Consider the following 18,075-nt stretch of genomic DNA (forward strand, 5'->3'; position numbering starts at 1 on the left):
CGGCCCGGCCCCCGCACCAGGTGTGTGGGGGCCGGGCCGTCGGGCGTTCAGCCGCGGGGGGCGACGAGGCGGTGGCGTCGTGCGAGATACGTCAGGGCGGTCAGCCGGCACACCGCGTAGTCGTACGCCACCGGCTCCCGCCAGTCGATCTCGGCAAGCGCGTCCAGGAAGCCCAGCGCGTAGTCGGCCAGCGCCGCACGGTCCGGGGCGGCGGGCTCCGGGCCTGCCGAACGCGCCCCGAGGCGCTCACGGATCTCGGCGGCGTGCTGGTCGACCGCGGCGGCGAAACCGGGCTCGAAGGCGAATTCGGCGAACCGCGCCTCGTAACCGGCGCACACCGTGGTCAGAACACAGGACATAACCCCGCGAGACTACAGGAACGCCGTGCCGGGGTTCAGGCCCGGTCCGAGGACGGCGAGACGGGGTTCAGGTTCGGTCCGAGGACGGCCAGACGTACGGCAGATCGTCCGGCACGTCCGGGAACAGTTCCCGGTAGAGCTCGGGAGCCTTGCGGACGAGCGCGGAGCGGTGACTGCGGTGGAACGCCGGGTCGCCGAGCCAGGGCGGCAGCTCCCCGGCGGCGGCGAGCCCCGGCTGCTCCCGCACCTCGCCGCCGCCCGGCCGCCACGCCAGGTAGTCCCGTACGAGCGTGGCGGCACAGGTGTCGGCCCGGCCCTCGGCGGTCCAGGCCGCGCAGACGTCCAGGCCGTACCGGACCAGCGCCTCCTCGTAGCCCGCCCACATGCGCACGGCCGGGTGCCGCCGCCAGCCGTAGCCGGGCACGGTCAGGCCGCGGAACACCTGGAGGGCCTCGACCCGCTGCTTGCCGAGCCGCCGCTGGTCGAGCACGGCCGCCGAGTCCGCGAAGCCGGGATGGGTGAGAAATGTCTGCATTGCGCATCCCTACCCGCGTGCGGCGGCCTCGGACAGGCCGGAGATCAACTGCGGAAGGGGCCGGTCACCTCGTAGGTGATGCCGCCGGACGAGCTGCCGCTCGTACCGCGCTGGCTGGAGAAGTACAGGCGCGACCCGTCCGGGGAGAACGCCGGACCCGTGATCTCCGACCCGGACTGCCCGGTCAGGCGCAGGAACGGCGTCACCACGTTCTCCCGCGTGATCACGCAGATGTCCATCGAACCGCCGTCCTCCGCCACGAACAGATCGCCCGAGGCGGCCCCCGTGACGTTGTCGACTCCGGTCAGCGGGGCGTCGCCGCCGGTCACCAGGGAGTCGTCGTAGACGAGGTCGAGGGTGGAGGCGGTGGCGTCGTACTTCCACACCCGGTTGTCGCCCTTGGTGGTGAAGTAGCAGACGCCGTCCGCGTAGTAGCAGCCCTCGCCGCCGTTGAAGCGCTTGGCGCCCGACACCTGGTTACGGGTGGCCTTCGACGCGCCGGACGGATCGGGCACCTTCGCCCAGGTGACCGGGCCGCTCGTCCCCGAACCCGCCTTCAGCACCTCCAACTGCCCGGCGGCGAGGTTGCCCCAGGCGGTGGGGGTGAAGCGGTAGAAGCACCCGTCGGTGACGTCCTCGGTCAGGTACACGACCTTCCGGTCCGGGTCGGCGGCGGCCGCCTCGTGCTTGAACCGGCCCATTGCGTCCCGCCGCACTGCCGGCTTAACACCCCACGGATCCGTCTCGTACACGTACCCCCGGTCGACCTCCTCGCAGGACAGCCAGGTGTTCCACGGGGTCTTGCCGCCCGCGCAGTTCTGCCGCGTCGAGGAGAGGATGCGGTGCGCGCCGGTGATCGCGCCGGTCGCGGAGAACCGGATCGCGCCCGCGCCGCCGGACGGGTCGACCTCCGAGTTGGAGACGTAGATCCAGCCGGTGCCGTCGGCGTAACAGGCACCGCCGTCGGGCGCCGGATGCCAGGTGTACGACGTACCGGCGACCTTCTGACGGGACCGGGCGACCACCCGGCTGCGGAACCCGGCCGGCAGCCGGACCCCGTTGGCGTCGGCGGCACCGAGCGCCCCGTAGGGACCGACTCCCGGCTGCGCGGGGTCGGCGTGGGCGGCGCCCAGCCACAGCGACCCGCTGAACGCGGTCGCGGACGAACCGATGACGGCGGCGCGCAGGAAGGTGCGTCGTTCCATGGTCGATCACTCCAGGGTTCCGGGGTGTGCTGGCAGGCAGACCGTAGGGTCACGGGATTGCTTGCACGGCAACGCGCCCTGAACGGCAGGGGAAGAGCCCGAACGCGTCGGGGCAGCGGCGGCCCCGCGGACCGGTAGGTCAACTCGCACCCCATGGAGGGTGGTTCGGTGCGAAGGGCACCCACGACGCCCGCGCCGGGCATGATGGGGCCCATGACGCACACGGCCCGCCGGATGTACGCGCTCCTGGAACCGATCTGCCTGGTCACCTACCTCGCCGACGAGAGCAACGTGGAACTCGCCGCGCTCGGACACCGCACCTACTGGGACGGCTACTTCGCCAGCCGCGCCGCGCCGCTGGGCCGGGTTCCGGCAGAGGTCGTGGACGCGGCCTTCTACAGCTTCGCCGACGGGGAAGTGGCGCGGCACATCCCCGCCGTGTGGGAGACGATCCCGCCCGAAGCATCCGTCGCCGCCCGGGAGCGGGGCAGCGCGGCCTCCCTGCGGCGCATCCTGGGCGACGGACTCGCGGCTTCCCCCGGGCTGGTGCGCGCCGCCGACCTGACCACCAGGGCCGCGACGAGCGCGCCCGTGGCGGGCCGGGTGATGTACGCGGGGATGCGGACCCTGTCGGTCCCCGCCGATCCGGTGGCCCGGCTGTGGCATTCGGCGACCACGCTCCGTGAGCACCGGGCGGACGGGCACGTCGCCGCCCTCATGGGGGCGCACATCGCCGGCACGGAGGCCCATGTCCTGTCCGCGCTGGCCATGGGCATCCACCCGCCGGAGTCCTTCGGCCGCATCCACCACCTGCCGAAGGAACGACTGGCCGAGGTCATGGCCGGGCTGCGCGCCCGCGGGCTGGTCGACGACGACGGCCGGTTCACCGACGAGGGCCGCGCGACGCAGCAACGCGTCGAGGACCTCACCGACGAACTCGCCGCCCCGCCGTACGAGTCCCTGTCACCGGCAGAGCTTGCCGAACTGATCACTGCGCTGGAGCCGCTCACCGCAAGGCTGGTGGCGGCGGGCTCGCAGTGATGCGCGACGGCTGACGTGCAGCCACCGGCCCGGGCCCCGACGTCTGGGGCTGTGACCCGCCGGACCCGGGCTTGGGCAACCCGGCCGACCCGCGCCCGGGCATCCCGGCCGACCCGGGCTTGGGTGTGCCGGGCGTTCCGCCCAGCAGCTCCGGTGTCCTGACCCGCCAGGGATGGGGGAATCGGCCCGCTTCCCTCCGGTGTCAGGACACCGGACGACACTGCCGCGTACGGCGCGCGAGCCCGTGGGCCCGTGGGTCACCCCTTCGTCGTCGCCAGCTCCCCCAGCAGGGCCCACGTGCGGCGGCGGTCGTCGTCCCCGGCGATCTCCGTGCCCGAGAAGACCACCTCCGTCGCCCCGGCGTCCCGGTAGCGCTGCACCTCGGCGGCCACCTCCCGCTCGGTGCCGATCACCGCGACGTCCACGGCCCGCCGTGCGCCGGAGAGCTCGATGGCCCGCGCGTACGAAGGGAACTGCTCGTAGAACGCCAACTGCCCGGCGGCCTCCTCCCGTACGGCGTCCGCGTCGTCCGTGACCACGCCGTACACCAGGGCGACGACCCGTGGCGCGGGCCGCCCGGCGGCCTCGGCCGCCGCGGTGAGGGCCGGGACGATGTGTTCGCCCAGTGCGCGGGGTCCCGCCAGGTACGGGAGGATGCCGTCCGCCAGCTCCCCGCTGACGCGCAGCGCCTGGGGGCCCATCGCGGCGACGAGCAACGGCACTCCGTCCTCGGCCCCCGGCACGCGTGCCGGGATCGGCGTCGTGGCGGTGAGCAGTTCGCCGTGGAAGTCCGCCGAGCCGGTCTCGGTCAACTGCCGCAGCGCGGTGAGGAACTCACGCAGCCGGGCGATGGGACGTTCGTACGGGATGCCGAAACCCGTCTCGGTCAGGAGCTTGGTGCCGAGCGCCAGCCCGAGGTGGTAGCGGCCGTGCGTGGCCGCCTGGGCGGTCAGGGCCTGGCTGGAGACCAGCAGTGGGTGGCGGCCGAAGACCGGGATCGCCGACGTGCCCACGTGCAGGCCGGGCACCTCCCGCCCGACGATCGCCGCGAGCTGGGGCGAGTCCGGGCCGAAGGTCTGCCCGAACCAGGCCGAGGTCAGCCCGGCGGCCGCCGCCTCCCGGGCGAGCTGCACGGTGGCGTCGATCTGGTTGACGGTGTCGGTGGCGCTGAGTGCTACTCCGGTAGTCATGTCAGGGGAAACGAAAGGGAGTTGACGATGCATTCCGCCCCCCTGTGACGGGCGTATGACATGCATGTGTACGCGACCGCTCCCGCGACCCTGACCGTCGCGACGGCCCACGAGAGTGACCGGCTACAGTGCCCGCGACGGCAGCCCGGCTACCCAGAGGAGGGAAACGGTGACCGAAACCAGCGAACCCCGTTCCGCCGACAACGCGGCGCCCGACGGACCTGTAGCACCCACAGAACCGACAGCGCTCGACGGACCTGTAGCACCCGCAGAACCGACAGCGCCCGCCGAACCCGCCACGCGCCCGAGCGTCCTGCACCGCGCGATGCGCTACCTCCCCCTGATCGCCCCCGTACTCCTCTGGGCCGTCCCCTGCTGGCTGCTCCTGCACGCGGGCCAGCACTGGCCACTCCCCGCCACCCTGACCGGCACCACCCTGTTCGCCCTCGGCCTCGTCGTCATGCCGCTCGCGATGGTGCGCGGCCACGGCCGCCGCCAGCAGGACCGGGCGGCGATCGTCGGCGACACCCTGCTGGGCGCCGTCTGGGTCCTGTTCACCTGGTCCGTCCTGCTCGGCACCGTCCTGCGGCTCGCCCTGACCCTGGCCGACGTCGGCGACGGCCAGGACCGGGCCCGGATCGTCACCTGGGCGACCCTCGCCGCCACCGCCGTGCTGCTGGCCTGGGGCTACGCCGAGGCCCGCCGCGTCCCCCGGGTCCGCAGCCTCGACGTACCCCTCCCGCGGCTGGGGGCCGGACTGGACGGCACCCGCGTCGTCCTGATCACCGACACCCACTACGGCCCGCTCGACCGCGCCCGCTGGTCGGCCCGCGTCTGCGACACGGTCAACACCCTGGACGCCGACCTGGTCTGCCACACCGGCGACATCGCCGACGGCACGGCCGACCGCCGCCGCGCCCAGGCCACCCCGCTCGGCACCGTGCGCGCCACCCGCGCCCGGGTCTACGTCACCGGCAACCACGAGTACTACACCGAGGCCCAGGGCTGGGTCGACCTCATGGGCGAGCTGGGCTGGGAGCCCCTGCGCAACCGCCACCTCCTGCTCGAACGCGGCGGCGACACCCTCGTGGTCGCCGGGGTCGACGACGTCACCGCCGAATCCTCCGGCCTCGCGGGCCACCGCGCCCACCTCGACGGAGCCCTGGACGGCGCCGACCCCGACCACCCCGTGCTGCTCCTGGCCCACCAGCCCAAGTTCATCGACCGGGCGGTCGCGGGCGGCGTCGACCTCCAGCTCTCCGGCCACACCCACGGCGGCCAGATCTGGCCCTTCCACCACCTGGTCCGCCTCGACCAGCCCGCCCTCGCGGGCCTCACCCGCCACGGTGCCCGCACCCTCCTCTACACCAGCCGGGGCACCGGCTTCTGGGGCCCGCCCTTCCGCGTCTTCGCCCCCAGCGAGATCACCCTGCTCGTCCTGCGCTCCCCGCAGGCCGGGGCCGCCGCCTGAGGGCGTCCGACCCCGGCCCGCCGGAGGCCGTCAGGCCGGTACCAGCTCCCGCCGGGCCGCCCGCCGTACCGCCGCCAGCACCGGGTCCAGCGTCGGCACGGCCGCCAGCAGTGCCTTCGTGTACGGCTCGGTGGGCGCCCCGTACACCTCGGCGACGGTGCCCTGCTCGACGATCCGGCCCTGGTGCATGACCGCGATCCGGTCACTGACCTGCCGTACGACCGCGAGGTCGTGCGCGACGAAGACCAGCGAGAGCCCGAGGTCCCGCTGCAACTCGCCCAGCAGCGCGATCACTTGGGCCTGCGTGGTGACGTCGAGCGCCGACACCGGCTCGTCACACACCACCAGCCCCGGCGACGGCGCGAGCGCGCGGGCGATGCCGACGCGCTGACGCTGCCCGCCGCTGAACTCGTGCGGGTAGCGGTCGGAGCGGTCGGGGTCGAGTCCGACCCGCTCCAGCAGCTCCCGCACCCGGTCCGCGATCACCTTCTCGTCGCGCTCCCCGGCCGCGCGCAGCGGATCGGCGGCGGCCTCCCCGATGCTGCGGCGCGGATTCAGCGACGCGACGGGATCCTGGAACACCATCTGCACCCCGAGGCCCTGATGCGCGCCGCGCTCCTTCTGCCCGCCGAGCCCCTTCTCCGTACCCCCGTAACGGAGTTGGCCCGACGTCGGCTCCAGCAGACCCACGAGCATCCGCCCGAGCGTCGTCTTCCCGCTGCCGCTCTCCCCGACGATGCCGAGCGTCTCGCCCCGGCGCACGGTCAGCGACACGTCGTCGACGGCGGTGACGGTCCTGCGACCCTGCCGGAACTCCCGCCGCAGGGACACGGCTTCGAGCACCGGCTCGCCGTGACCGACCTCCACCGGTGGGCGGTCGAGCGGTCCGTCCAGCCGGGGCACCGCCTCCAGGAGCGCCTTCGTGTACGTCCGGGCAGGCGCGGCCAGCACCTCGGTGACGGGGCCGCGCTCGACCGCCCGCCCCTCCCGCATCACCAGCACCTCGTCGACGCTCTCCGCCGCCACGCCCACGTCGTGCGTGACCAGGAGCAGCCCCATGCCCTCCTCGCGGCGCAGCCCGTGCAGCAGGTCCAGGATCTGGGCCTGCACGGTGACGTCGAGCGCGGTGGTGGGCTCGTCGGCGATCAGCAGCCTCGGCTCGCAGGCGAGCGCCATGGCGATGAGCGCCCGCTGCCGCATGCCGCCGCTGAACTCGTGCGGGCGTGACCTGGACCTGCGTACCGCATCCGGAATCCCCACCCGGTCCAGCACCTCGACGGCCCGCGCCCGCGCCGCCCGCCGGGACACCTTGCGGTGCACCCGCAGCACCTCGGCGATCTGGTCGCCGATCGCGTAGTACGGGTCGAGCGAGGACAGCGGGTCCTGGAAGACCATCGCCGCCTTCGCGCCGCGCAGCGCCCGCAGTTCGGCCTCCGAGGCCGCGCCCACGTCCACACCGGCCACCTTCAGCGAGCCCTCGACCCGGGCGCCGGTTCCCCGGTGCAGCCCGAGCAGGGCGAAGGCGGTCGCGCTCTTCCCGGAGCCGGACTCGCCGACCAGGGCGAGCGCACCGCCCTCGGGCAGCGAGAACGACAAGTCCCGTACCGCCGCGACCTCCTGGGTGCCGGGGAAGGTCACGGACAGACCCTCCACCTGCACCACCAAGCTCTCGCTCATGAGAGCACCACCCGTCGGTCGGCCACCGCGTACAGCAGGTCCGCGACGGCATTGGCCAGCACTACGAAGAACCCGGTCACCAGCACCATCCCGACGACCACCGGCAGATCGACGACCTTCACCGCCTCCACCAACTCCCGCCCCAGACCGGGCAGTCCGAACAGCGACTCGGTGAGCACCGCACCGCCGAACATCGACCCGAAGTCCAGCGCGCTCAGCGCGATCACGGGGGCGACCGCACCCCGCAGGGCGTGCCGCCCCACGAGCGCCCGCTCGCTCACCCCGTACGCGCGAAACGTCCGCACGTGATCCTCCGCGAGCGTCTCCAGCATCGAACTCCGGGTCAGTCGCGCGTACTTGGCGGACTCGATCGCCGCGAGCGAGACCCAGGCCAGCAACAGGTTCCACGCCCACTGCTCCGGGTTCTCACCGAAGGGCACGTACGTCGGGAACGGCAGCCACTGGAGCGTCGAGCAGAACACGATGATCAGCAGCAGTCCGATCACGAAGACCGGAGTCGCGGTCCCGGCGAGCGTCAGCCCGGTCAGCACCCGCTCCGTGGGACGGCCGCGCCGCCACACGGACAACACACCGGTCCCCACGCCCATCAGCAGCCACAGTACGAACGCGCCGATCACCAGGGACCCGGTGACGGGCAGCTTGTTCAGGATCAGCCGGGTGACCTGCTGGTCGCTCTGGTACGAGACCCCCAGGCACGGCGCGTCGCAGTGCAGCACGCCGACGCCGGACGAGTAGTCGCGGCCCGCGAAGATGCCCTGCACGAAGTGCGCGTACTGGAGCCACAGCGGGTCCCCGAGCCGCAACTGCTCGTGCACCTGCGCCACTTGGGCGGGCGAGCAGCGCGGACCGCAGGCGATCTGTGCGACGTTGCCGGGGGCGACGTAGAAGACGAGGTACAGGAAGACGCTCAGCGCGGCCAGGACAAAGACCGCCCCGCCGAGCCTGCGCAGCAGGAAGCCGGTCACTGGGCACCACCCTTGCGGCGGGAAAGGAATCCACGACGCGCCCCGCCCAGCCGCGAGCGCGAGCGCGGGTCGAGCGCCGTCCGTACACCCTCACCCAGCACCGTCAGCGCGAGCACCGTGACGAACAGCAGCGCCGCGGGGATGAGCAGGTACGAGGGCGCGGCCTGGTACCAGACGTCGGCGTCGGTGAGCATCTGCCCCCACGACGGCGTCGGCGGCTTGATGCCCACGCCCAGGAAGGACAGCGCCGCCTCGACGGTGATGTTCTGCGGCACCAGCAGCGCGGCGTACGTGATCACGGGCGCGGCCAGCGACGGCAGCATCTCGCGGCGGGCGATCTGCCACTTCCCCCACCCGCTGAGCCGGGCCGCCGAGACGTAGTCCAGCGACTTCAGCGCCAGGGTCTGGGCGCGCACGATCTTCGACGTACCGGCCCAGTTGATCAGGCCGACGACCAGTGCGATCAGCACCGGACGCGGGAACTCCGGCGGCACCACGGCGAGCAGCGCGAGGGCGATCACCATCAGCGGCATCGCCACGTTGACGTCGGTGATCCGGCTGAGGACCTGGTCCACGGTCCGGTTGCCGAGCCCGGCCGCGAGGCCGATCACGACACCCAGGAACACCTGGACGACGGTCGCGAAGACCGCCACGCCCAGCGACACCCGGGCGCCGTACACGATCCGGGCGAAGAGGTCGCGCCCGGTCTGCGGCTCGACACCGAGCCAGTGGTCCGCGCTGATCCCGCCGAAGGAACCGAGCGGCACGCCCCCGGCCGCCGAGTCGACGAGCGAGGGGTGGAAGGTGTTGGGGTCCTGCCCCTCCAGAGCGGTGAGCAGCGGCGCGGCGAGCGCCACCAGAACAAGAAGTGCCACGACGGACGCCGCGACGACGGCGGCCCGCTGCGCACGCAGCCGCCGCCAGAACTGACGGGCCCCCGAGGCGGGGACGGCGGCCGGCGCCGTCCCCACCTCCTGGGCCAACAAGGCTTCACTCATGGTTACTTGACCGCGACCTGCGAAACGTCCAGCACACCGGTCCAGTCGCTGATCACGATGTTCTTGACGTCCTTGCCGTACAGCCGCTTGTAGACCGGGTGGAACAGCGGCACGGTCAGCGCCTGCTCGCCGAGCTTCTTGTCCAGCGCACCCCAGCGGGCGGCGGCCGCCGTCAGGTCCGTCAGCTTGTTGATCTCGTCGATCTCCTTGTTGACGGCCGGGTCGTCGAGCTGCGCGTAGTTGAAGTTGGCACCGTCCTTGACGACCTGGCGGCCGTCGAAGAGCGGCGCGAGGAAGGGGCCGCCGGACGGCCAGTCGGCACCCCAGTGCGCGAGGAAGAAGCCGGGCTGCTTCTTCACGCTGTGGATGGTGTCGTTGTAGTCGTTCTCCTCAAGTCCCTTGAGTTCCAGGGTGATTCCGGCCTTCTTCAGGGCGTCCTGAAGTGCGGTGGCGATCTCCGGGCTGGTCTCGCGGTCCTTGGCGTTGGAGTGCGTGAGGGTGATGGTCAGGCCCTTCTCGTGCCCGGCCTCCTTCAGCAGTTCCTTCGCCTTCTCCGCGTTGCCGGACTCACCGGCCGGGAAGTGGTCGTACTTCACATACCCGAAGGACTTCTGCGGCGGCAGGTTCGTCGTCGCGGGCAGCGCCAGCGAGGAGCCGCCCGCCGCGTTGATCACCGAGGACCGGTCCACGGCGTACGCGACGGCCTGGCGCACCTTCGGGTCGTCGAAGGGCTTCACCTTCGGGTTGAACGCGAGGTAGTTGGTGTACCCGAAGTGCCCGGTGCCGACCCGGTCGGCGAGCTTCTTGTCCCCGGTGACCTTGGCCAGCTCGGCCGGACCCAGGTTGTTGTCCGTCGTCACGGCGGCGGAGTCGGCGCCCGCGCTCGCCGAGAGCCGCTGGTTGATGACGGCGGGGTCGAGCCCGGAGTGCACCTCGATCTTGTCGGGGTACGCCTTGCGCTCCTCGTCGGTCTTGGCGTCCCAGTGCGGGTTGCGCTCCAGGAGCAGCTTCTCGCCGTCGTTCTCGTTCTTGACGACCTTGTACGGTCCCGAGGAGACGGGGTGCTCCTCGTACTTCGCGCCCGTGTCCTTGGCCTTGGGCACCGGTGTGGTCTGCGTCTGGGTGGCCAGGTAGGGGAATTCACCTTCCGGCTTGTTCAGATGGAAGACGATCGTCTTCGCATCCGGAACCTCGATCGAGTCGAGCCCCTTCTTGTCCTTGTACGGCCCCTGGTAATCGGCGCCACCGATCAGCCAGTCCCTCAAGTACGGCGCACCGCCGGACAGTTCGGCCGCGAACGACCGCTCGATCCCGTACTTGATGTCGGCGGAGGTGATCGCCGTCCCGTCCTCGTACTTCAGCCCGTCCTTCAGTGTGTACGTCCACACCGTGGCGTCCTTGCTGGGCTTTCCGAGGTCGGTGGCGAGGTCCGGGACGACCTTGGTGCCCTCGGCGCCGTCCTCGCGGTTGCGGGTGGTGAGCGTACGGAAGACCAGGGACGGGACGTTGCCGCCGCCGGAGGTGTAGAGCCGGGCCGGGTCGAAGTCGGTCTGCGGCTGCCGGTTGAGGATCTGGAGGGTGCCGCCCTTCTGCGGGGCCCCGGCCTTGCCGCCCGCACCGCTCGCGGAGGCGGCGTTGTCGCCCTGCGGTCCCGCGCAGGCGGTGGCGGCGGTGGCGAGCGCGACACTGGCGGCGACGACGGCCACCCGGCGGGATATGACGGTTCTGGGCATGGAAAAGCGACCTCTCGGAATGCGGGATGCGGCAGGAAGAAATGCACGCAGGCGCACGGAACCCGAGCTGGGGATCACAAAAAGGGCCGCGCCTGCGGGCGGAATGCAGAAGAGACATGCATGGGGCCGAGCGCGACAACTACCAGGTGGAAAAGGTGAGTTCGGGTGCGCGCCGAGGCAGACGTCAGCGACAGAGAATGTCCGCCACGCAATGTGCGGTCACACCGATGAGCGCGAGCTCAATGGCTGCGCGATCGGTGGCGGCGGCGTGACGGGGCGACATGCCGAGAAATATGAACGACCCCACCCTTTATGTCAATCTCACTCTGAGACGCCGTCTCACATGTTGAGACCATCACGCCTTTTGCGTGTCGGTGGACGGCGCGTACTGGGCGGCCTGGGCGGAGAACATGGTGGCGTAGCGGCCGTGCGCCGCCATGAGTTCGTCGTGGGTGCCGTGCTCGGTGAGGCGGCCGTGGTGCAGGACGTGGATGTGGTCCGCGTGGCGGACGCCGGACATGCGGTGGGTGACCAGGACCACGGCACGGTGCGGGGCGGCGAGCCGGCGGATGCGGTCGAAGGCCTCGATCTCCGCCTCCGGGTCGAGTGCGGAGGTGGGCTCGTCCACCACCAGGACACTGTCCGCCTGCGACGTCCTGCTCCGCCAGTGGGTGCGCGCCAGCCCCACCTTCTGCCACTCGCCCCCGGACAGCTCGGTGGCACCCCGGAATACGCGGGCCAGCAGGCTGGTGAGTCCGTACGGAAGTCGGGCGACCAGGGTGGCGGCCCCGGCGTAGTCGACGGACGGTTGCAGATCCTCCGCCGTGGCGGGGCGCGCGGGGCGTCCGAGCCGGATGTTCATCGCGGCCGTCACCGGCCAGCGCTGGAAGTCCTGGGTCAGCAGCGCGACCCGCTCGAAGACCTCGGCACGGTCGAGACCGGTGAGGTTCTCCTCGCCCCAGTGCAGGGTGCCGCTCTGGGGCAGCAGCAGCCCCGAGAGGACCTTCATCAGCGTGCTCTTGCCGGAACCGTTCTCACCGACGACGGCGGTGACCGACCCCATGGGCAGCGTGAGCGAGACGCCGTCGAGCGCCGGGCGCTCGCTGTCGGGGTAGCGGTGGCTGACCTGGTCGAGGGTGACGTGGCGGACCCTCTCGGGGACCGGGGCGCCGCCGCGCGGGATGGCGTGCTCGGCGGCCTGGGCGAGGAACCGGCCGTGGTCGCGGACGTACAGGGACTCCTCGTGCAGGTTGTTGATGTTCATCACCAGCGCGCCCAGGCTCGCCGAGCCGGACCGTACGGCGACGACGGCGGTCCCGGCGACGGCCAGGCTCATCCGGCCGCTCGTGATCAGCCCGAACATCGCCCCGTACGTCGCCGCCGTCGCCAGCCCGGACAGCGCGGAGGCGATCCACTCGGTGACCGCCTTGCTGGCGGCCAGCCGCTCCTGCTCGGCCTCGGCACTCTGCGCCATGCCCTCGTACCGGCTGAGCAGGAACGCGCCGACCGCGTGGATGCGCACCTCCTGGGCGGCGCTGCGTTCGGTGAGGAGACCGCCGATCAGCCTGCTCGCCCGGACGTGCTCGATCCAGCTCATCACCGACACGTACCGCTCCTGAGCCACCCGCATGGCACCCCAGCCGCGCGGCGCGGCGATGAGGATCAGCATGGGCAGGAGCACCGGGTCCAGGACGGTGAGCACGCCCGCCGTCGCGATGAGGGAGATGGTGCTGTTCAGGGCGGCGACACTGACGCCGATCATGCGGCGGGCGGAGCCGGGCCCCTCCTGGGCGATGTCGATGAGCCGCCGGAACTCCGGGTCGTCGATGGCCTCCAGTTCGACGGAGGCGGCCGCGGCCAGGTACTGGGTGGTGGCGATCCGCTCCACGACCGGCTCCAGGCGGCCCGCCCTGGAGGTCGACCACCCGGCCAGCACGGAGTTGACGACGGCGATCGCCGCGGCGGCCAGCAGCGCGGGCAGGAGCGCGTGCACACGCTGGACGGGAGTGCCGGAGCCGCCCAGCAGCGCGTGCATGACGGCGTTGACGGCGAGCAGCCCCACCGCGGCGGCGACACCCTGACCGACCTCGCTGATCATCACGGCGAAGAGCCCCCGCCGGTCGGCCTGCCAGGCCATCCGCAGGGTGGCGCCGACCAACGACGGCATGGACCGCAGTGCGGACAGCATGGTCAGGTCGAGGGCGGCGTGCTCGTGCCGGGACCACCCCATGTCGTACCGCAACGGCCCGCCGAACAACTCCCGTTCGGCATCGGACACCTTGGGCTCGGCCATCCGCACGGGACCGAAGAACCGCTTCACGGAACACCTCCTGCGCTGCCGCGACGTCGACGAAGCCGAACGGAGAATCAGCCGGGGCGGATCGTCAGGGGTGGCCCGGGGCGGCGCCGAACAGGGGGTCCAGTGGATCGTCCTCGTCACCGACGACGAGGCAGGCCTCGGCGACGGGTCCCCGGGAGAGCTCCGCGAGCCGGGCCAGGGCCGCCGCCTCGGACGGCAGTTCCGCCGGATCGAGACCGAGTGCCCGGGCCGCGCGGTCGCGCCGACGGTCGAGGTCGGGCACGTCCTCCCGGTATTCGTCGGCGACCGCCCGGAGTTCGGAGGCCGTCCGTCCGGGAGCATCCCGCCACCACGGTGCCACCAGACACAGCCGCACCAGCTCCGGCAGTCCGAGCGCGAGCGGTCCCGCCGCACCGTCGAGGCTGATGTACACCACGGGGCGCTCCTCGCCGCCCTCGCCGACGAAACAGAAGGCGTCCCCCGCGCCCGCCCGCGCGAACTGCTCCAACCGGGCCCCGGAGGCGAGCCGGACCCCGTCCTCCAACAGGTGGTCGGCCGGGTTCGTCGCGTCGAGGTCCGCGACCCCCGCGAAGAAGGCGACGACCTCCGCGTCGGTACCCAGGAGCGGCAGCAACGCGTCGGGGCGGACGGGTGCTTGGGCGGGTGCGTTCGATCCGTTCACCCCAAAACCGTAGCCGGGACCACTGACAACGGCAGGCCGTACGTACGGAACGGCTCAGGTCGTGCTCTCGGCGCTCCCGGGTTTCCGCCAGCCGCCCTCGACGGCCGGAGCGGTGCCCGGGGGGATGCTCGATACCACCAGGGCTGCCGCCTCCGCGGGGTTCAGGCCGGTTCCGAGCACGCGCGAGGGTGCCTCGGCGGAGCCCTCCGAGATCACCTCCCACCACCCGTCCCAGGTCGGCGCCACATGCGGCAGCACCGAGTGGAAGGGGTCGGCGGTGCTGCTCAGCAGGCTGAACCGGCCGTGCGAAGGCCACGGGAAGAAGACGCGCAGGGCGGGCTGCGCGTAGAGCGCCTCGGCGAGTTCGGCGTTGCCCAGCCGGATGGCGCGCGAACGTTCCAGGGTCAGTCGCCACGCGGTGGACACGACCCTGCCGGGCGGTGCCGCCGCCAGCGGGTCGTCGGCGAGGAACGGCCAGTCGCGGCGCAGCGACGCGAGCGGTGCGCCTTCGTACCACTGGAGGAGGAGGTCGGCCACCACGGTCAGGCTGTCGGTGCTGCCGAAAGCCGCCCCGGGCCACCCGTCGTCGGCGGAGATCTCGATACGGAACTCGCGGTCGTCCCCGTTGGTCGCGTACGTGGCGAACTTCGCCTGCCCCCGGACACAACGCGCGGCCACGGACGGGGCGAACCCCTCCACGGCTTCCAGGTGCGGAATGCCGCCGCGCCCCGCGCGAGCCACCGCCTCTGCCAGGCCGCCCGGACCCGTCAACTCCGGATAGAGACCGGCCCGTTCCTCGCCCGAACGTATCTGCATGCGCTCACCCTAGAGCCGTACGGAAGTGCGGGGGGAGGCGCATGATCCACTGTCATGCCTCAACGGCCGCCACAGCTGCCACGGACTCGGCCAGGATGCGGTACAGCACCGGGACCGGAATCGCCGGATTGGTGACCGCCGTGCCCGCCGTGTCGCGGTGGTGCAGCAGTCCGGCCAGCACCCGGGCGGGCAGCCGCGGGCTGCGCATCGCCGCGCTGCGGACGGAGGCCGCCGGGTCGCTCAACAGCCGTACTGCGTCGGCCGGTTCCAGCCGGATGTCCTCGGCCGCACGCCGGCGCACCTCGGCCTCCGGGACGGGAAGCGGGTCGCGCTCGCCGATCGAGAGCACAAGAAGATCTTCTTCTGGAGTGTGGAGACGGGGCGCAGGGTCAAGGTGGTGAGCGGGGTCGACGGCGAACCCCTGGCTTTCAGTCCCGACGGCCGGACGATCGTTACCGATGCCGGTCAAGCCGTCGACGTGGCCTCGGGGGCCGTCCGTGACTTCGCGGGAAGGGGTGCGCAGCAGTTCGCCCGCGTGTCCTTCAGCGGCGACGGTCGGCTCATGGCGGCCAGCGACACCGACGGCGGCGTCGCCCTGTGGGACAGGGGCCTGCGGCGTCGCGTGGGGTACCTCGGACTGGACGTCGCCTTCGCACCCGGCGTGTACGGACGACCGGAGGGGAGCTTGGTGCAACTGTCGCCGGACGGCGGCACCCTGGCGGTGACCGCACTCGGCGGGGGATCGGTGCAATGGTGGGACACCACTGCCCTGCGCAGACTCGGTGACCCGCTGCCGCTGTGGGGCGGTGTGTCCGACATGTCCTTCACCGCGGGCACGAAGAGGTTCCTCATCACCGGGAGCGATCAGGACAGTTGGTCGAGCGACCCGCTGCGCATACGGGTGCCAGTCCTGCTGGAGCAGGTCAGTACCGATCCCGAGCGCATCGCCGAGGAAATCTGCGCGCAGATCGGACGCGGGCTCACCCGCGAGGAGTGGGGCACACACATCCCGAACCGGTCCTTCGTGCGGGTCTGCCCCTGAGGCCGAGCGCGCGTCAGAGGTGGAAGCTCGCCCGACGTCAGATCCGTCGAAGTTGGTTGCCCTCGGCGGCCAGCAGGTCCAGCAGGGTGAGACGGAACTGGTCCCGTGCCGCCGCCGCCGAGTGAACGGCGTCCCTGGCGGGCTGCGGGACCCCGTGTGTCTGCCCGGCCACGTTGTTGCCCACTGCCGCCCGCACCTGCCGGGTGGCCTCGGCCAGGGCCCCGAACAAGGGAGGAGTCGCAGCGCTGAGGTCGTCCGCCGACGCCACCCAGATGCTGTCGCTCAGCAGTGCGTCGGAGGCTTCGTCTGCTTCCCGGGCCAAGGCGCTGAACTGTGCGTCGAAGGCGTCGGGAGCGACCTGTTCGCCCTCGTCGAGCTGCTGTACCACCAGGTGGAGTTCCCGGAGCCACGCCTTCCCCACCCCGCGGAAACGGAGGAACCTCTGGTGCCGCTCGGCGGTCGCCCTCGCTCTCTCCAGCTCGCGCTGGTGGTTCTCCGCCGCTTGCTGGGTCGTCAGAGCGTGCTGAATCCGCATCCGCTCAAGGTCCAGCTCATGAGCAGTCTGCCGTCGCTGCAACTCCCGGGCATTCTCGGCTTGACGCCGCACGACCTTCACATTGGCCGCATAGCCGATCACCGCCGTGATGAGTGCGCCGATGGTGCCGCCGGCAAGCGCGACGAGCAGAGAATCCGCCATGCGCAGCATGATGACGCAGTGTCAGGTCCGACGTCACCCCCTCCGGCCCTGCATCCCTCAGTTCAGCAGGAGGGCCAGGCCGCCGATCGTGTACGTGATCATCAGGGCCAGCAGGGGCAGTTGGCCGACCACGGCGCGGGCGGGTGGGAAGAGGCGGACGGAGCGGTCGTGGGCCGCGATCACTCCCAGTACGTGGCCGGCGACGACGGCGGTCACCTGGAGGACGGCCAGGGCTCCGGGGCCCAAGGGGGGCAAGGGATCGGGGGCGTTGTCAGTGCCGAGTGCCATGCTTACCGTACGTGGTCCTTCGGTCACCAGGAGGGAGAAGTAGTGGGCCACGAGGTAGCCGAGCGCGATCGGCACCAGTGAGTGCGCGAAGGCCGTCAGCGGGGCGGGGTGCGGTCCGCTGAGGAGTCGGGTGGCTGCGGCGCACAGGCAGTAGAGGGCGGCGACGAGGGTGACGGCGCCGAGGAGTCCGAGGGTGGCTGTGAAGGTGCGGCCGAGAGGGGAGGTCTGTATCGCGTTGATCCAGGAAGGGCTGTCGGAGAAGCCGTCGTAGGCGGTGGAGCCGAGCAGGACGCAGACGGTGGCGACGAGTCCGGGACGCTCGGGTGTGGCGTCGAGTCCGTGGAAGGGGTTACGGAGCACCAGGCGGCCGTCCGCGCGGCGGCCGAAGGGGGAGAGGCGGGCCAGCAGGGTGGAGTAGGCCTCGAAGGGGTCGCCGTCGGCGAACCAGCGTTCGCCGTAGCGGGCGGCGAGGGCGAGTTGGACGACGACGTGGACGAGCAGGGCGATCAGGAGGGAGGTGCGGGCGGCGGGCTCGGGTGAGACGAGCTCCAGCCAGGTGAAGGCCAGCAGCCCGGCCGCGGCGGGCCATTGGCCGAGCCGGGGCGGGAGCGGGTGCGGGCGAGGGTCGGGTCGGCCGCGGCGGCGGGCCCGGGTGAGGAGCCGGTGCAGGGAGCGGAGCGGGTTGAGGAGGCGCCAGACGGGGCCCAGGAGGAGGGAGGCGGGCACGAGACCGACCCAGAGCAGCACGTAGACGGCGCCGGGAGCGGGATTGCGGTCGGGGTCGTCGGGTCCCAGGACGAGGTGCAGGACGAAGGCCAGTGCGGCGGCGAGGCCCAGCATCCGCAGGGTGGTCCGGGTGACCGGTGCGTCGACCGCGCGCTGGAGGCCGACGGGCAGGGCGAGCCCCGAACGGTCGCCGCGGAAACGGGAGGTGGACCAGAGCAGCCCCAGGGCGAGGAAGGAGACGAAGAGCGCCGCGAAGGCTCCGGAGAACGCGTAGAAGGGGGAGATCGGCAGGTCGTGCTGGGAGCCGATGCCGTGGGCGAGGATCACCGG

Annotated in this window: 18 protein-coding genes; 3 read left to right on the forward strand and 15 right to left on the reverse strand. The window is 72.0% G+C overall.

Going from position 1 to position 18,075, the window contains the following annotated elements:
• Positions 1–47 precede the first annotated feature (47 nt).
• The 3 genes from ACIO3O_RS13880 to ACIO3O_RS13890 form a co-directional block, all read right to left on the reverse strand.
• Positions 48–359, reverse strand: a complete 312-nt coding sequence (locus tag ACIO3O_RS13880; RefSeq protein WP_401745088.1) for a DUF6401 family natural product biosynthesis protein — start codon at positions 357–359, stop codon at positions 48–50.
• A 67-nt stretch (positions 360–426) separates the two neighbouring features.
• Entirely contained in the window at positions 427–894 is a 468-nt protein-coding gene (locus ACIO3O_RS13885; protein WP_401745089.1) for an MSMEG_6728 family protein, read from the reverse strand.
• 44 nt (positions 895–938) lie between these two features.
• Entirely contained in the window at positions 939–2,099 is a 1,161-nt protein-coding gene (locus ACIO3O_RS13890) for an alkaline phosphatase PhoX (RefSeq protein ID WP_401745090.1), read from the reverse strand.
• 213 nt (positions 2,100–2,312) lie between these two features.
• Between ACIO3O_RS13890 and ACIO3O_RS13895 the strand changes: the two genes are divergently transcribed.
• A complete protein-coding gene (locus tag ACIO3O_RS13895) occupies positions 2,313–3,140 on the forward strand; it encodes a MarR family transcriptional regulator (protein WP_401745091.1) in 828 nt (275 codons plus the stop codon).
• A gap of 257 nt (positions 3,141–3,397) precedes the next feature.
• On the opposite strand, the gene ACIO3O_RS13900 is transcribed toward ACIO3O_RS13895, so the two are convergent.
• Complete coding sequence (locus tag ACIO3O_RS13900; protein WP_401745092.1) at positions 3,398–4,330, reverse strand: LLM class F420-dependent oxidoreductase; 933 nt, start codon at positions 4,328–4,330, stop codon at positions 3,398–3,400.
• Between the two features lie 169 nt (positions 4,331–4,499).
• Here ACIO3O_RS13900 and ACIO3O_RS13905 point away from each other — a divergent pair, with 169 nt between their 5' ends.
• Positions 4,500–5,801, forward strand: coding sequence for a metallophosphoesterase (locus ACIO3O_RS13905; protein WP_401745093.1), 1,302 nt, complete (start codon positions 4,500–4,502; stop codon positions 5,799–5,801).
• 30 nt (positions 5,802–5,831) lie between these two features.
• Here the strand turns inward: ACIO3O_RS13905 and ACIO3O_RS13910 are convergent, their stop codons facing one another.
• From ACIO3O_RS13910 to ACIO3O_RS13950, 9 genes are all read right to left on the reverse strand, one after another.
• A complete protein-coding gene (locus tag ACIO3O_RS13910; RefSeq protein ID WP_401745094.1) occupies positions 5,832–7,478 on the reverse strand; it encodes a dipeptide ABC transporter ATP-binding protein in 1,647 nt (548 codons plus the stop codon).
• On the reverse strand, positions 7,475–8,464 hold the full coding sequence (locus ACIO3O_RS13915) for an ABC transporter permease (protein ID WP_401745095.1): 990 nt from the start codon (positions 8,462–8,464) through the stop codon (positions 7,475–7,477). Before ACIO3O_RS13915 ends, ACIO3O_RS13910 begins: the two co-directional genes overlap by 4 nt.
• Complete coding sequence (locus tag ACIO3O_RS13920) at positions 8,461–9,462, reverse strand: ABC transporter permease (protein WP_401745096.1); 1,002 nt, start codon at positions 9,460–9,462, stop codon at positions 8,461–8,463. Before ACIO3O_RS13920 ends, ACIO3O_RS13915 begins: the two co-directional genes overlap by 4 nt.
• Positions 9,463–9,464: 2 nt before the next feature.
• Positions 9,465–11,195, reverse strand: coding sequence for an ABC transporter substrate-binding protein (locus ACIO3O_RS13925; RefSeq protein ID WP_401745097.1), 1,731 nt, complete (start codon positions 11,193–11,195; stop codon positions 9,465–9,467).
• 184 nt (positions 11,196–11,379) lie between these two features.
• Positions 11,380–11,478 (reverse strand): Ms4533A family Cys-rich leader peptide, encoded by a 99-nt coding sequence (locus ACIO3O_RS13930; protein ID WP_401745098.1) that lies wholly within the window; start codon positions 11,476–11,478, stop codon positions 11,380–11,382.
• Between the two features lie 72 nt (positions 11,479–11,550).
• Complete coding sequence (locus ACIO3O_RS13935; protein ID WP_401745266.1) at positions 11,551–13,488, reverse strand: ATP-binding cassette domain-containing protein; 1,938 nt, start codon at positions 13,486–13,488, stop codon at positions 11,551–11,553.
• A gap of 91 nt (positions 13,489–13,579) precedes the next feature.
• Positions 13,580–14,176: a hypothetical protein gene (locus ACIO3O_RS13940; RefSeq protein WP_401745099.1), complete on the reverse strand. Its 597-nt coding sequence runs from the start codon at positions 14,174–14,176 to the stop codon at positions 13,580–13,582.
• Between the two features lie 54 nt (positions 14,177–14,230).
• Entirely contained in the window at positions 14,231–14,992 is a 762-nt protein-coding gene (locus tag ACIO3O_RS13945) for a DUF6193 family natural product biosynthesis protein (protein ID WP_401745100.1), read from the reverse strand.
• 52 nt (positions 14,993–15,044) lie between these two features.
• The gene (locus tag ACIO3O_RS13950; protein WP_401745101.1) at positions 15,045–15,341 is read right to left on the reverse strand and encodes a hypothetical protein; all 297 of its coding nucleotides are present in this window, start codon (positions 15,339–15,341) and stop codon (positions 15,045–15,047) included.
• Positions 15,342–15,389: 48 nt separating this feature from the next.
• Between ACIO3O_RS13950 and ACIO3O_RS13955 the strand changes: the two genes are divergently transcribed.
• Positions 15,390–16,034, forward strand: a complete 645-nt coding sequence (locus ACIO3O_RS13955; RefSeq protein WP_401745102.1) for a WD40 repeat domain-containing protein — start codon at positions 15,390–15,392, stop codon at positions 16,032–16,034.
• A gap of 37 nt (positions 16,035–16,071) precedes the next feature.
• Here ACIO3O_RS13955 and ACIO3O_RS13960 read toward each other — a convergent pair whose 3' ends face one another.
• Positions 16,072–16,731 (reverse strand): hypothetical protein, encoded by a 660-nt coding sequence (locus ACIO3O_RS13960; RefSeq protein ID WP_401745103.1) that lies wholly within the window; start codon positions 16,729–16,731, stop codon positions 16,072–16,074.
• Positions 16,732–16,788: 57 nt separating this feature from the next.
• Positions 16,789–18,072, reverse strand: a complete 1,284-nt coding sequence (locus ACIO3O_RS13965) for a hypothetical protein (protein WP_401745104.1) — start codon at positions 18,070–18,072, stop codon at positions 16,789–16,791.
• Between the last annotated feature and the right edge of the window lie 3 nt (positions 18,073–18,075).

Source organism: Streptomyces sp. NPDC087440, assembly GCF_044744005.1.
GTDB lineage: Bacteria > Actinomycetota > Actinomycetes > Streptomycetales > Streptomycetaceae > Streptomyces.